This window comes from Chryseobacterium sp. NG-CE01 (assembly GCF_055695505.1).
This window is the reverse complement of sequence record NZ_CM146369.1, coordinates 2440850-2455779: the sequence shown is the minus strand read 5'-3', so window position 1 is coordinate 2455779 and position 14930 is coordinate 2440850. Positions and strand designations below refer to the sequence as shown.

General features: G+C 29.8%; 12 protein-coding genes. 11 read left to right on the top strand and 1 reads right to left on the bottom strand.

All coding sequences use genetic code 11. From position 1 onward, the window contains the following. Positions 1-73: 73 nt before the first annotated feature. From ACYT6F_RS11595 to ACYT6F_RS11545, 11 genes are all read left to right on the top strand, one after another. Positions 74-1888 (top strand): helix-turn-helix domain-containing protein, encoded by a 1815-nt coding sequence (locus ACYT6F_RS11595; protein WP_472597831.1) that lies wholly within the window; start codon positions 74-76, stop codon positions 1886-1888. Positions 1889-2140: 252 nt separating this feature from the next. Then, positions 2141-2341 carry a class I lanthipeptide gene (locus ACYT6F_RS11590; protein ID WP_472597830.1) on the top strand — a complete coding sequence of 67 codons (201 nt, stop codon included), beginning with the start codon at positions 2141-2143 and terminating at the stop codon, positions 2339-2341. A 12-nt stretch (positions 2342-2353) separates the two neighbouring features. Then, positions 2354-2527: a hypothetical protein gene (locus ACYT6F_RS11585; RefSeq protein WP_472597829.1), complete on the top strand. Its 174-nt coding sequence runs from the start codon at positions 2354-2356 to the stop codon at positions 2525-2527. 15 nt (positions 2528-2542) lie between these two features. After that, positions 2543-2752, top strand: a complete 210-nt coding sequence (locus tag ACYT6F_RS11580) for a class I lanthipeptide (protein WP_472597828.1) — start codon at positions 2543-2545, stop codon at positions 2750-2752. A gap of 71 nt (positions 2753-2823) precedes the next feature. Then, positions 2824-3963, top strand: coding sequence for a pepsin/retropepsin-like aspartic protease family protein (locus tag ACYT6F_RS11575; protein WP_472597827.1), 1140 nt, complete (start codon positions 2824-2826; stop codon positions 3961-3963). 42 nt (positions 3964-4005) lie between these two features. Further along, a complete protein-coding gene (locus ACYT6F_RS11570) occupies positions 4006-6114 on the top strand; it encodes a lantibiotic dehydratase (protein ID WP_472597826.1) in 2109 nt (702 codons plus the stop codon). Between the two features lies 1 nt (position 6115). Further along, complete coding sequence (locus ACYT6F_RS11565; RefSeq protein ID WP_472597825.1) at positions 6116-6946, top strand: thiopeptide-type bacteriocin biosynthesis protein; 831 nt, start codon at positions 6116-6118, stop codon at positions 6944-6946. Beyond that, positions 6930-8087, top strand: coding sequence for a lanthionine synthetase LanC family protein (locus ACYT6F_RS11560; RefSeq protein WP_472597824.1), 1158 nt, complete (start codon positions 6930-6932; stop codon positions 8085-8087). The genes ACYT6F_RS11565 and ACYT6F_RS11560 overlap by 17 nt, the downstream gene beginning before the upstream one ends. Before the next feature lie 2 nt (positions 8088-8089). After that, positions 8090-9604: a vitamin K epoxide reductase family protein gene (locus tag ACYT6F_RS11555; protein WP_472597823.1), complete on the top strand. Its 1515-nt coding sequence runs from the start codon at positions 8090-8092 to the stop codon at positions 9602-9604. Next, positions 9582-11774 (top strand): peptidase domain-containing ABC transporter, encoded by a 2193-nt coding sequence (locus ACYT6F_RS11550; protein ID WP_472597822.1) that lies wholly within the window; start codon positions 9582-9584, stop codon positions 11772-11774. The genes ACYT6F_RS11555 and ACYT6F_RS11550 overlap by 23 nt, the downstream gene beginning before the upstream one ends. A 117-nt stretch (positions 11775-11891) precedes the next feature. Continuing rightward, positions 11892-13193, top strand: a complete 1302-nt coding sequence (locus tag ACYT6F_RS11545) for an HlyD family secretion protein (RefSeq protein ID WP_472597821.1) — start codon at positions 11892-11894, stop codon at positions 13191-13193. Between the two features lie 1040 nt (positions 13194-14233). Here ACYT6F_RS11545 and ACYT6F_RS11540 read toward each other — a convergent pair. After that, positions 14234-14926 carry a hypothetical protein gene (locus tag ACYT6F_RS11540; protein ID WP_472597820.1) on the bottom strand — a complete coding sequence of 231 codons (693 nt, stop codon included), beginning with the start codon at positions 14924-14926 and terminating at the stop codon, positions 14234-14236. Positions 14927-14930 lie beyond the last annotated feature (4 nt).

The following is a 14930-nucleotide window of genomic DNA, read 5'->3' as shown; positions in this document are numbered from 1 at the left end:
TAAAATTAACAAACCTTTTAAAACAACAACTTATTCAATTAAAAGTGATATTTTTGTCTTACATTAAATCGAAATGATAAAAACGAAATTCTTTTTCTTGTTCTTGCTATTATTCAAAATTAATACTTTCAATGCTCAAATCAAGTCAGAAAATGATTCCTTAAAAAACTACACCTACCTGGATCTTAAAACTAAATTTGATGATTACTATTATAGAGACCAAATTAAAGAAAGCGACAAAATAGCTCAATATTTTCTTCAAAAGTCAAAATTAGAGAAAAATCAACGTCAAATTGCAGAAGGTTATATGTTGATGCAGCTTAATTCATCTTTTCCAAATGCAATAAAATACATTGACAGTGTACAGGCCATTTCAAAAAGCTTAGATAAAAAGATATATCCTGCTAAAATTTATTTAATGCGGGGTAATCTACATTTTAAATTTGATCATTTAAAAAAAGCATTAGATGATTATATTTTAGCATTAAAGTACGCAAAGGAAAATAAGAACGAGCGGCAAATTGCTTTTGCAGAAATTAATATTGCCTTTCTAAAAAACACAATTGGAAAACATACAGAAGCCGCAAAAATATTCAGATATTACTTAAGTAATACAAAAACATTATACGATACTGAGCGTCATCAAATAAAACAAAGCTTAATAGACGCATATATTGAAATGAATAAAATTGATTCTGCAAAAATACTAATCAATGATGGCATTCGATTTTCTCTAAAAAACAACGACAAATATAATTACCATAAATATCTATCCTTATCAGGTTATAGTGATGTAAAACTGGGAAACTATAAGAAAGCAGAATACGACCTGATGCTATGCAAAAAATATTTTTCAAAAGATATTACTGACCTAAATATGTATTACACACTATTTGTTTTAGGTAAAGCTTACATAGGATTACAAAAAACTGATAAAGCCGTTGAGAGTTTTACAGAAATAGATACTATGATTGTAAAAACCAACAATAGCTTTCCGGAACTACGAGACGTGTATACTTATCTTATAGATTATTATAAAAGTAAAAACAATAAAGAAAAACAGCTTTATTATATTGAAAGGTTTTTAGAAGTTGATAAAAAACTGGATGAGCAATTCAAATATTTATCCACAGAATTGCCAAAAAAATATGACACCCCTAATTTATTACAAGAAAAAGAGCAGGTTATCAGTGATTTAAAAAACCGGAAAATAATTTTATATGTTTCTATTGGTTTTCTTTTAATAGTAATTGTACTATTGTCCTTTTTCTATAGCAAATCTAAAAAGACAGAAAAAAAGCACAGAAAAATTGCTCAGGATTTGATTAATTCTATTGAAATAAAAAATATTGAAGGTTCTTATTTAAATACAAATATACCCGCGCTGCCAAATGAAACAGCTAAATCCTCAACTGTAGATGATGTTCCTTCAAGTAATTTAGAAACCGAGTCCATTAAGGAAAATAAAGATAATTTAACTGAAACAGAAAATAAAACAGGTAAAACAATTCCAGAGGAAGTTGTATCATTTATCCTCAAAGAATTGGAGAACTTTGAAGCCAAAGAATTTTTTTTAAGGAAAGGTATCACATTAGCAAGTTTAGCAAAGAGTACAAAAACGAATACTGCTTACTTATCAGAAATAATCAATACTTATAAAGGGAAAAATTTTGCTGCATATCTTAATGATCTGCGTATAAACTATGCAATTAACAAATTAGTAATAGATAAAAAATTTCGTTCTTATAAATTATATGTAATAGCAGAAGAGCTAGGATACAATAATGAACAGGCTTTTTCATTAGCTTTTAAGAAAAAAACGGGAACGACATTATCTATTTACATTAAGGAGATTGAAAAAACATATCAATTCTCAGACAACTCATAAATAGCTTATTTTCAACACTATAAATATTCTATTTTTATAAATCTATGGCTATAAATTTATAAATCTAGATTTCGTTTAGTTTTTTCAGTAAAAATTCTTCAATAAGTTTGCTTCAGAAATAAAGTACGAATGTTTATTTTTTTTGTATGTGTACAGTACAAAAATATAAATATCAAAACCGCTGATCAGCAAACCTCCCAATGTCAGGGATTATATGGCAAAAACAATAATTAATTTTAAGAATTTTAAAACATGAAAAAATTACAACTAAACAAAAAAGCGATTCAAACTCTTAACAAACAACAAATGCAACAAATTGACGGAGGACTATGCCTTATTAGCTGCGCTTCTGGCTCCAGAAAAGGTAAAGCTTGTTGCGACAGACCATCACAAGATATAGAAATTGGTGGTGAATGGGGTACAGATGGGCCAAAAGGAACAATAAAACTGTAATATTCATTTATTATGAAAAAGCTACATCTTAACAAGAAAACAATTCAGACTCTTGATAAGGAGAAGATGTTGCAAGTTGAAGGTGGTCTTTGCCTTATAAGCTGTGCTTCTGGCTCCAGAAAAGGTAAGTCTTGTTGTCTCGGAGATTTAGAGCTACCTATTGACAAACCAATTTTTCAAGTTTAATTTCAATAGTAAATCATGAAAAAATTACAACTTAATAAGAAGACAATTCAAACTCTCGACAAAAAGCAAATGCAACAAATTGACGGTGGTCTTTGTCTTATAAGCTGCGCTTCGGGATCAAGAAAGGGTAAAGAATGCTGTACCCCCGGAAGTCAGGTTGATATTAATATCAAGTTTATATTTGGAGGCGATGGCGGTGCTCAACCTCCTTTTCCAAAACCATAATAAACATTAGTATTATAAAGCAATAGAGGTTATCTCAAAGTAGATAACCTCTTTTACAAAAAAAATCAGCTATGTACAAAATCAGCCTATTTCTTATATCTATTTTATTTTTTGCCAAAAGTAAAGCTCAAGAACTAACTATTCCTTATGAGGTTTTAGATGGAATCCCTATTGTAAAAGTGTCTGTTAATAATAAAGACTATCGGTTTGCATTTGATACCGGAGCTTTTAAGACAGTAGTTAATTCAAATGTTTTCCTTAATCTTCCGATTACAAGTAAAGTAGATAATGTGGGAGGAATTAGCAGTGCCGTAAAATCGATGAATCAAGTTAAGTTTTCTTTTAATTTATCAAGCAAACGGATTGAAGATAAAGAAGTTATTTATAGTGACTTAAGCATATTTACAAATGCTGGTTGTGACAATTTGGTTCTTAGCGGAATCATTGGACGGGATATTATGGAAGATTATATTATTGAGATTAATCCCCAGAAAGGAAAAATTCTTTTTTATAATCCCTTAAGCTTTAACGAAGATAAAATTCAAGATTTCACAAAAATAAAACTACGAAAATCTATAGATCCACGTGTTCCGGTAAGAATTGGAAAACAGGACAGATACGTGTTATTTGATACAGGAAGTCATGGTAAATTAAGCATATCAGATTATAAACTTGAAAGATATATAGAAACAACTCAACACACTACATATAAAAGTAAAGGAAGCAGTTACGGAATACACGGTGTCAATAATGATGAAGATATAAATCACACGATATATAATGCAGAAATACAAATAGGAAAACTCAATATAGAAGATCAAACTGTTGAAACCTCCAGAAATGATTTTAATAATATGGGCTTTTCTTTCATCAGTCAATTCATTTCCTATCTAGATCTTAAAGGGAAAAACCTCTATTTAAAACAAATCAGCAAAAATTATTTTGGCGAAACCAGCTTAAAAAATTTAGGATTCTATATCAGATATGATACGGGAACAAAGAAAAACACGATCGTAACACTTTCTACTAAAAATGACAAGTTGAAATTGGGAGATAATTTGATAAGTATTAATAGAGAAACACCTCCAGAAAACAACTGTGATATGTATTCTTTTCTTAAAAAATTTTTCGGCATCCCTATTAAAATTAAGCTCGAAAGAGAAAATAAAATAATTGAGATAGAACAAACTGTACAGGACAAAAACTTTTGATACATCTCTAAAATCTTATAATCATTTTAACTCTACATTATAATGCCTCTTTCATCTAAGCAATTTTTCAGAGTTCCTTTGCTGCCTCTTCAAACAGCAGATTCTTTTATAAGCGTTGAAGATATTCACCGTTTCTATAATGAGAATGCTCTGTTCAGAAAAGGTATTTATTTGGCCTCTCCTACTTTTTATTCTTTGCTAGAAAATGCTTTTCAAAATAAAGAGATAGAAAGCGAGAAAACAAATACTTTATTAAAATATGTCTTAAGATCCTCTTCTATTTGCCCTCCTTTTGGCTTGTTTTCGGGATTCTTTGTGAGTCATTCTTCGGAAAACACAGATCTTACATGGAAACAAGGCGATATCGAAGAATATCAAAGAATAGAAAACGGAACTTTATATAAATTACTTTCTGATTCTAAAACTGATGAGGATGAAAAGTTATACAAAACCAACAGCTCTCTGTACAAACTGTTAAATGAATATCGCTATTTTGAATATCATGATGCATCTCTGAATAATCGAATTTTTAATAAAGTTAACCTTGAAGCCAACGAATATTTGGATATTATATTAGAAGCAGCGAAAGAATTCAAAAGCTTACGCGAAATTCAGGATTTATTATTATCAAAAGACAATACTCTGGAAGTAGAAGAAATTGCAGAGTTTATTAATCAATTAACGACGAACCAAATATTAACAACTAACAGCGAGCTTCCATTATCAGGATCATTAAAAACATATAGAGAAAACTTACATTCTCTGGTATTAGGAGTTGAAAGCGAGTTTTTAAATTTAAATTTCGACACAATGTTAGAAAGTAATCGAAAGATAGATAAATTCTTGGATAAGGATATAGAACGCCAAACTAATTATATACATATTGATGCAAAGCTTAAAACATCATCTTCCTTACTATCCGGAAAATACTATGATGATATAAAAAATGCTGTGCCTTTTTTCAAAAAATATTTTTCTCCAACCGATTCTCATTTTAAACTTGATGCTTTCATAAAAGAATTTTCTGAAAGATTTGAAGAGCAATTTATCCCCATAAATATTGCTTTAGATCCTGATGTAGGAATTAATTACGGATATGGAAATAGTAGCAGTATCCCCAATAGCATTATAAACAACTTATTTTCAATGTATAATAAGGCTGAAACGAGTAAAAATGCAAACACTTTTTCTCTCTCCTACATTGAAAATCAAATTCTGACCGAGATTATTAATAATCCATCCTTAGAAGAAATAGATCTAGAAAAATTTGAAAATATTAATCACGGGAATTCACAAAAAACACTTCCTGCAACTTTTTTTGCCTTAACTCAATTAGGTACAAAACTCATTAATCTTGATTTTTATGGAGGAACAACGGCTGCCAAACTTATCAATAGGTATTCCTCAGTTCCTGAAGTAAAAGAAATTATAGAAGAAATTTATCACATCGAAGATCAGAGCTATGAAGACGAGATTATTGTAGAATTGCTGCATCTGTCATATTTAAAATCTCATAACATAAATTCTAGAGAAAAATCCAGAAAATATGAAGTAGAATACTTAGGGAGATCATCTTCTGAGAATGCTATTTTAATGGAAGATATTTTATTGGGCATAGAAAATGGCAGTTTGAAATTGAAACATGCCCAAAGTGGAAAATATATTAAAATAATCAATTCGAATGCAGATCATTACCAGAATAATGTAGTCCCTATTTATCAGTTTTTATGCGATCTTTCTGCTTATAAGGATATTACTTCAATAGGCTTTACGTGGAGTTCATTTTTCACAGATCATTTTGTCTCTCTTCCAAGACTTCGTTATAAAAATATTATTCTGTCACAAAGGCAATGGCATATAAATAAAACAAATGTTAATCAATTAAAATCCCCAGAACAAATATTAACTTTTTTTAATGAACATAAGATTGATCCTATATTTTATTTGTTTGATAATTCTATTGGTGAAAATGGTTTTAGAATCAATATATCAAACCCCTTACAAATGAGCTTTTTCATTAATGAAATTCAAAAAAAACACTCGATAACCATTAAAGAAAGCTTTTTTAATCAACAAAATGAGAGTATTTTAAAAGATACTACAGGAAATAATTATAATAATGAAGTTCTTTTCTTCCTGAAAAATCAATAGTATGAATAAAAGAATATTTTGGCCTGGAGAAGAATGGTTGTCTTATAAAATTTATTTGAGTGAAAAAACAGGTGAAGAACTGATAAAAAATCTACAATCAATTATCAATGAACTAAATGAAAATTTTTTATTCACCAAATGGTTTTTTATCCGGTATTATGATCCGGCATATCATTTAAGAATTAGATTTTATCATCCTGAAGGAATTGATTTAACATCCCTTAACCAATTATTTATTGGTGCTATCGAAAAATATACTGACCGGATTTTTATTAAAAACATAATCATCGACTCATACAAAAGAGAGATTGAAAGATACCCTGAAATTGAACAAAGCGAAACCGTGTTTTATCTCAACAGCGAGTTTAACGCAGCATTACATGCTTCTTCTATGGGAGATTATGAAAAATGGCTTATTAATCTAAAATACGTAGATGAGCTTTTGGATCATTACGGACTTTCTTTAAATCAAAAATTAAACTATATCAATAATCTGAAAGACAGATTCAATTCCGAATTCAATTATAACAAAAGCATTAATAAAGAATTAAACATACAATACACTTCTTATAAAACAGATGTATTTGAAATTCTCAGTAAGAAAAGTTCAGAGCTAAATACTTATAATATACGGGAAATAGTATTTCTGAAAGAAAACCCAATGTTCTTTAGGAATGATTTCCAGTTTTATGCGCTTGAAAGTTACCTTCACATGAATTTTATAAGGCTCTTTCCAAATCATAACAGACTAAGTGAATGTGTTACTTATAACTTACTTTATAAATACTATAAAAATCTGCTAGGAAAAACAAATTATGCTACAAAATATTAATCTCGACGAAATATGCATTTCTTTATTTAATGACACTAAAGAAATGCAGAAACCATTCATTGAGCAGGATCTTGGAACGCTTATTCTACTTGCCACAAATTATAGGCTCTCCCAAAACAAAAGATATAAAGAGCTTGCATTGGTTTTATATGAAAAGCTAATACAAGTCATTCCTGAGTTTGATTATTCTTTCTCAATGTTAGAAGGTTTTGATGGCGTTGCATGGACAATTCAATATATAAAAAAATGTGGCGTTAAAGATACCTCGGAAGATTATGATTCGATAAAAGATTATCTAATAGAATCTGTAGAAAATAGTATTACTGATAATGATTTTGATTTTTTGTATGGAGCAACAGGAAAATTAAATCTGATACTCAATAGCGAGGATGCTAATTTTCTTCCACGATCTATATATTTTGCCTACATTGACGGAATAGCTAAATTTTTCAAAAATGCTACCTCAGACAATAATGAAAACGAACTGAATTTAGGCTTCGCGCATGGTTTGTCAAGCATTCTTTTAGTAATGAGTAAAATTTATTTAAAGATTGCAAAAGAAGAACGTATTAAAGAAACTATACAAGATATTATTACTTTTTATCTGAATATTCAGTCTTTACATCCAGATTATTCATATGGAAGAATGTATGATCCACAAAATAGAACGATGGATAATGCCTCACAGTTTGCATGGTGTTATGGTGATCTTACAATTATATACTCATTACTATACGCTGCCGATGCAGTTGGGATAGATAATGAAGAAATTATTCATTCTGTAAATAAATTAAAAAATAGAAATACTCAAAATATTGGATTAATAAATTTTGAAGACTACAATTTTCTAAACACTTCCTTCTGTCATGGTATTTCTGGAATCTATATGAGCTTATATAAGATTAATAAATATGCAGATGTTAGTAATAATTTAAAATATTGGGAAGAGCAGTTATTTATTCATCTCAATCAACAGTTACTATTTAAAGGAAAAACCATTTATTTTCCTAAAGAAAGGCAAGATGAAAATTACACCTATACATTGGATAATCAGGAAATGCTAAACGGCTTAGTTGGAGCTGTTTTAACCTTGTTGACTATAGAGTATAAAAATAATGATTGGAGTGATTTTATGTTTTAATTATGAGAGAAAATATTTTTTTACTGATTGATAAGTTTCTTAATAGTAATCGCATTTTTAATAAAGATAAAAATCTGGAATTGGATTTACTTTCGCTAGGAAGTATTAATATTTACAATCTATTTAAGACTCTTGCAAAATATGTTACAGATATTGATATTTATGATATTTCAGAAAGCACTTTAAAAGAATTGCCAAAAACGTTTATTGCAACCAACAAACTTAATGTGCCAGTACTTATTTACAAAAAAGATAATAGATTATTTGTTGACAATACCGAAATATCAGCAGCCGCAATCGAACCTTATATTATTGCCTCAACCAAAAGGAATAATTTAATAAAATATTTTCTAAAAAAACATACCTCTCTCCTGGTCGCTTTTTCAGGAACAATTCTTTTGATTTTGTTTCTTTGGTTTAATTTAATATCAATAAATCAAAAAGTATTTATGATATTATCTTTTACAGGAACATTTTTAGCAATGCTTTCAAATAAAGATTTATTTGAGAACAATTCTGTATTCAATAATTTTTGCAGTAAAAAATGCTCTGCCGTTCAAAACTCAAAAGATTGGAAGATTTTTAAATTTCTTGATTTCGGAGTTCTTTCTTTAACGTATTTTATCTCACAAATTGTTGTTATTTTACTATTTAAAACCAGTATTTATCCTGTCTTAGCTCAAATAAGCTATCTATCATATTTTTTTATTATAATTTCTATCTGTTATCAGATTTATTTAAAGAAAATATGTAAAATATGTGTTTTTACATCCATAGTGCTCGTGTTACAATCTATTTTAATTTATAATTTCAATAAATTTTATATAAATTGGAATATTATCTCAAAATTTATATTTTTTTCCGGGACTTTTCTTTTTTTATTTTATAGTATATTATTAATAAAAAAATATTTTTTTGATATAAGTTTTTATAAAAAACAAGCTATTAGTGCTCGGAAAATTAGCAATAATCCAGAATATATCAGCAAAATAGTATTTAATAGTCCAGAAATATTTCCCCCAAAATTATTTAATACACCATTAAACAATAATAAAAATACTCTATTCATTTATACAAGTATTACATGTAAACACTGTAGAGATTTACACAGTTATTTATCACAGATAATTGATGATTTTGGTGACAGTTTAGAGATTAAATTTTCCTTTTTTGTTGATTTTGAAGACTCTGAACAAGAGTTAATTCTAATTTATAAAAAATTAGCATTAATGTTAATCAGAGACAACTTTAAAGAGTTTCATCATGTCTTAGGAGAGGTATATAAAGAGTATTATGAAAACATCAATCAGTATAATTTTAATCCTACCGAAGAAGAAAAAATAAAAATTTCAAATTATTTTGCAGAAAGCAACCAGTGGTCTAATCAAAATAAAATTTATTATGCCCCATTTATTTTGATTAACAATCATTCTTTTTCTCATGAATTTAATTACAGCATTTTATATGACGTCGTTGAACGCCTAACTTCTCAGTATGACGAAATTTCCATTTTATAAACAACCTGATGTAAAAGACTGTGGTCCCACTTGTCTCAGAATAATCAGTAAACACTACGGAAAAAGTATTTCGTTGCAACAGATTCGTAACCTTTCAGAAACTACACGACAAGGAAGTAGCCTGTGGGGATTAAGTGATGCAGCTGAAAACCTTGGTTTCCGTTCTATTGGTGTTCAGATCGATTTTAATACGCTTGCCGAAGAAGTTCCTTTTCCATGTATCGTCCATTGGAATAAAAATCACTTTGTAGTCGTTTACAAGATCGATAAAAACAATATTGTTTACATCTCCGATCCTAGTTACGGATTGATCACTTATTCCAGAGAAGAATTTATTAAGAGATGGATCGGTGAAAATGCCAATGAAAAAACAGAAGAAGGTATTGCTTTGATTCTTGAAACGACGCCTGCTTTTTTCCAAACTGAATTTGATGATCATGAAAGCAAAGCCAGCTTTTCATTTTTGTATAAATATTTATTTAAATATAAATCGCTCATCATTCAGTTGGCCGTTGGTTTACTGGCGGGAAGTTTACTGTCGCTTATTATGCCTTTTCTTACACAAAGTATTGTAGATGTAGGAATTCAGAATCAGGATATTAATTTCATTTATCTTGTCTTGTTAGCTCAGGTTATGCTTTTTCTTGGCAGAATGGGAATTGAAGTTATCCGAAGCTGGATTTTACTTCATCTTTCAACAAGAATTAATATTTCAATCATCTCTGATTTTTTTATTAAGCTGATGAAACTTCCGATCAGTTTCTTTGACACGAGAATGACCGGTGATATAATGCAAAGAATTAATGACCATCACAGAATCGAGCAGCTTCTGACCAATTCTTCATTAAATACCCTGTTCTCATTGGTTAATCTCATTATTTTCAGTATTGTACTATTATTCTATGATTACAGGTTATTTGTCGTCTACATAATCGGAGCCATTTCATACATAGGATGGATAAGCTTTTTTCTTAACAAAAGGAAAGAGCTTGATTATAAAAGATTTTCACAAGTTTCAGAGGAACAGAGCAAAGTAATTGAACTCATTAACGGGATGCAGGAAATCAAAATGCACAACGCCGAAAAACAAAAACGCTGGGATTGGGAGTTTTTGCAGGTGAAACTTTTTAAGATAAGAATAAAATCATTGTCATTAGAACAATGGCAGTCAGTCGGTGGAAATTTCATTAACCAAATAAAAGATATTCTGGTGAGTTTTCTTTCTGCCAAATTGGTATTAGACGGAAGTCTTACTTTAGGAATGATGCTTTCGGTTCAATACATCATTGGTCAATTGAATAGCCCTTTGTTGCAACTGATCGATTTTATCAAGCAAACTCAGGATGCCAAAATCTCTCTGGAAAGATTAAGTGAAATACATGATAAAGAAGATGAAGAGAGTAAAGACGAGCAATATTCCACAGACATCCCTGAAAAAGATATAGAAATCAGCAATATGTCTTTCAGGTACATCGGTTCAGACCAGTTTGTTTTTGAAAATTTGAGTTTAAATATTCCTTATCAAAAAACAACGGCAATCGTTGGAGCCAGCGGAAGCGGAAAAACAACATTGCTGAAATTATTAATGAAATTTTATGAACCTAATGAAGGTGATATTAGAATCGGGAATACCCAGATGAAAAATATTTCGCCTAGATTCTGGAGAGATCAGTGCGGTGTGGTAATGCAGGAAGGTTATGTTTTTAATGATACCATTGCCAATAATATTGCTGTAGGTGAAGATTATGTAGATAAAACCAAACTGAGAAAAGCAGTAGAAATTGCCAATATTAAAGACTTTATTGAAGATTTACCTTTAAGTTATAACACAAAAATAGGAAACGAGGGTGTCGGTGTAAGTGGTGGACAAAAGCAGAGACTTTTCATTGCAAGAGCCGTTTACAAATCTCCGGAATACATTTTCTTTGACGAAGCCACCTCAGCTTTAGACGCCAATAATGAAAAAGTAATTATGGAAAACCTGGAACAGTTTTTTAAAGGTAAAACCGCTATTGTAATTGCTCACAGATTATCAACCGTAAAACATGCCGATAAAATTATTGTTTTAGACAAAGGTAAATTGGTAGAAGAAGGAAACCACACCGAGCTTGTTGCTCTGAAAGGAGAATATTACAGACTCGTTAAAAATCAACTGGAACTGGGAAATTGATGCTTTGTAATAGTTAAATCTTCTACAAAGTTTACAATAAAAACATACAATCAGATAAGACCTGGCGTGTCTAAAACCAGTTAGGCTTAAGAAAAAAACTACTATTTTCATGAACGAATGAAAGAAAAAGATTTACTTGACAACATAGAACTCCGCTCAGAAAGCGTTCAGGAAATACTCACGGAGCCACCACATTGGATGTTCCGATGGGGAAATACGATTATATTTATCATACTACTGCTCATTCTGGTGATGAGTTATATTATTAAATATCCGGAATTTATTCCGGCTCCCATTGTTGTAACTTCTCAAAACCCGCCTGAAAAAATTGAAGCAAGAAGCAACTCAAAAATCGAAAAGATATTCATTAAAGATCATCAAAAAGTAAAAAAAGGTGATGTAATGATGGTTTTGCAGTCTACAGCAAATTATCAGGATGTTTTAAAGCTTAAAAAACTCGTAGATTCTATCGCTTCAGATCAGCTGCTTTCTTTTCCTGTTAAAGAAGTTTCTCATTTTAAACTGGGTGAACTTCAGGGTGATTACAATAGTTTTGCAAAAGCGTTTCAGGATGAGAGTTTGTTTACACGTTTGCAACCTTATGCTCCTGAAAATATTGCTGCCAATCTAAGCATATCAGAATCCAGAAGCAGGATTGCTACTTTAAAGCAACAAAAAAATCTTGAACTTGCAAAGGCAGAACTTTCCCGAAAAAGCTATCAACGGTCACAGGAATTATTTAACCAGGGTGTGATTGCTTCAGTAGAGCTTGAAAATGAAAAAATAAAATATCTTCAGGCTCAGCAAAATTTAGAAAACTTAAATATTTCTCTTTCTCAATTACAGGAAAGCATTTCTAATTTCAATAAAACAAAAAGCGGAACAGCCATTAATACAGAGAAAGATAAAATTACCTATTCATCTCAAACCCTACAGTTATTCGAGCAGCTTCGAAAATCTCTAAAACAATGGGAACAGAGCTATCTCATTATTTCTTCAACTGATGGAATGGCAAGTTTTCAGCAGTTTTATGGTGAAAACCAGTTCGTGAAAGCAGGTGATCCTATATTATCTATTTTACCAGACCGTACAGATCAATTGGTGGGTAGAATGTCTGTCCCAACAATAAATTCCGGAAAGATTATTCCCGGAGAAAAGGTGTTGCTTAAATTAGACAACTACCGCTTTCAAGAATATGGAATTATTGAAGGAAAAGTACAGAACATCTCGCTCATTCCTGATGATAAGGGAAATTATTATGTAGATATTGTGCTGCCAAAAGGATTGAAAACATCATACAACAAAACTTTGAAATTCGACAAAGAGTTAAGAGGAAATGCTGAAATCGTGACTCAGGATTTAAGGCTCATTGAAAGGTTTTTCTACCAGATTAGAAAATTGCTGGGATATCAAAGTTGATATAATGTCTCTGAATAAAGAGGATTATCATTTTTTCAAAACCTGAGTTCGGGATAAGCATAAAAATAAATTTGCAATAAAAAACAATAATTCACGTATTTAATATATTTATATTCAAATACTTACAACAAATTACTTATTTTAAAGACAAATATTTTCGTAGAGATTGATGATTTTATAAAGAGGAATCTCTTCAGCAATGGGCGATTCTGAAATCATTACCATTACAATTGACTTTCATCAGAATATACGCGCCACCGAAGTGTGAACAATTTTATAATGATATTTTTGGAAGCCTTCTGCATACTCGTTCTTTCCAAAATAAATTAAATGATGGTCAATTATTTTAAACTTCGCTTAAACCGAACCCAGGCTAAAAGAATCTAAATTCTCAAAACTCCTCAAGTATTCTTTTTCCCGCTTCAATATTTCGGAACCATGATAAACTCAATCGACAGACTATTCTACCGTCTTTCAATTTTCTTTGACTAAAGTGATATTTTCATGGACTTGGATTTGTACAACTTTGTAGTTTTTAAAAGTTGGAAGTGATATTAAAAATAAACTCCAAAAGAGAAGAAAATTTAGATAAACACTTACTAATAAAAGAAAAAGAAATCAAAGAAAAGCTAAATTATTTCCCAATGCAGTATCTATAGAAGTCTCTATTAATGGTGGTTGACACAATACAAGGTGTACAAAAGTAGTACACAATCAAAATACTGCTACATCTTTTTTTTCTACTTTTCCGCGCGAATCTCACCCCTATTAAATGACTTTAAAAAATACATTTATGCTACTTCGTTATACCTTTAATTTTATAAATTACTGTGAATTAAATTAAATAACATTTCACCGCTGCAACTATGGTAATTGATACATTTCGCTTCTACACCTAACTTTTTATCTATTACCTTATTTTCCAGTTGCAGTTGAATCTTTTTAAAATCAATAAATAACATTGGTCGTTGGATGAGCCGCTCACAGCAAAGCGACGGGATTTTTATTATTACTAACAAATTACAAATCCATAAAATCGGTTAATTATTTATTTTCAATATATTCAATTCATTAATACATTTTACAAATTCTTTCTTTTTATCTTCCTTAAAATATGGTAGCCCTTTAATACCATTTTTGATATCACTGTACTTTATTGGTAAATTGTAAGTTTTAATTCCTTTTCCTGCAAAGTAATAGTTTCTTGTATAAATAATTGATTTGGGTGTGTACTTATCTATTGCCAAACAATTTTTAAAAGCATTAACTTTATCTTGAATAATTAATTCATATCTAAAGTATTCATCAACATACTTATTCCTAAAATCTTCTACAGAAATTTTCTTTGTATAAAAAACAATTTCATTTTTCTCTATTACTTTATTATAAGATAGACTGTCATATTGTAATTTATACGGATCCGTAGTAACCTCGAAAATATTTTTATTATTTACAATAAAAATTCCATTGTAAAAACCTTCTACATCATGAAAACCATCTTCTATATAAATATGAGAATATTTTTTTTCTGGATCTATATCGTTAGTCCTCGCGCCCGATAGCCTAAAAATATCATATCCTTCTGTAAGTATTTTAATTGCAGCTGAATCATGGTAAGCAAATGAATTTTTATCTCTTAATAAGTTTTCATTCATTTGTCTTAAAGAAATTTTTTCTTGAGAGTTACAAGAAGAGAATAAAATCAGAATGAATATTAAAATAATGTTTTTCATTTCA

Excerpts from the sequence above, each read along its gene's own strand:
- ACYT6F_RS11550 (WP_472597822.1), top strand. The coding sequence starts at position 9,582 with ATGACGAAATTTCCATTTTATAAACAACCTGATGTAAAAGACTGTGGT.
- ACYT6F_RS11595 (WP_472597831.1), top strand. The coding sequence starts at position 74 with ATGATAAAAACGAAATTCTTTTTCTTGTTCTTGCTATTATTCAAAATT.
- ACYT6F_RS11580 (WP_472597828.1), top strand. The coding sequence starts at position 2,543 with ATGAAAAAATTACAACTTAATAAGAAGACAATTCAAACTCTCGACAAA.
- ACYT6F_RS11560 (WP_472597824.1), top strand. The coding sequence starts at position 6,930 with ATGCTACAAAATATTAATCTCGACGAAATATGCATTTCTTTATTTAAT.
- ACYT6F_RS11570 (WP_472597826.1), top strand. The coding sequence starts at position 4,006 with ATGCCTCTTTCATCTAAGCAATTTTTCAGAGTTCCTTTGCTGCCTCTT.
- ACYT6F_RS11565 (WP_472597825.1), top strand. The coding sequence starts at position 6,116 with ATGAATAAAAGAATATTTTGGCCTGGAGAAGAATGGTTGTCTTATAAA.
- ACYT6F_RS11555 (WP_472597823.1), top strand. The coding sequence starts at position 8,090 with ATGAGAGAAAATATTTTTTTACTGATTGATAAGTTTCTTAATAGTAAT.
- ACYT6F_RS11545 (WP_472597821.1), top strand. The coding sequence starts at position 11,892 with ATGAAAGAAAAAGATTTACTTGACAACATAGAACTCCGCTCAGAAAGC.
- ACYT6F_RS11590 (WP_472597830.1), top strand. The coding sequence starts at position 2,141 with ATGAAAAAATTACAACTAAACAAAAAAGCGATTCAAACTCTTAACAAA.
- ACYT6F_RS11575 (WP_472597827.1), top strand. The coding sequence starts at position 2,824 with ATGTACAAAATCAGCCTATTTCTTATATCTATTTTATTTTTTGCCAAA.
- ACYT6F_RS11585 (WP_472597829.1), top strand. The coding sequence starts at position 2,354 with ATGAAAAAGCTACATCTTAACAAGAAAACAATTCAGACTCTTGATAAG.
- ACYT6F_RS11540 (WP_472597820.1), bottom strand. The coding sequence starts at position 14,926 with ATGAAAAACATTATTTTAATATTCATTCTGATTTTATTCTCTTCTTGT.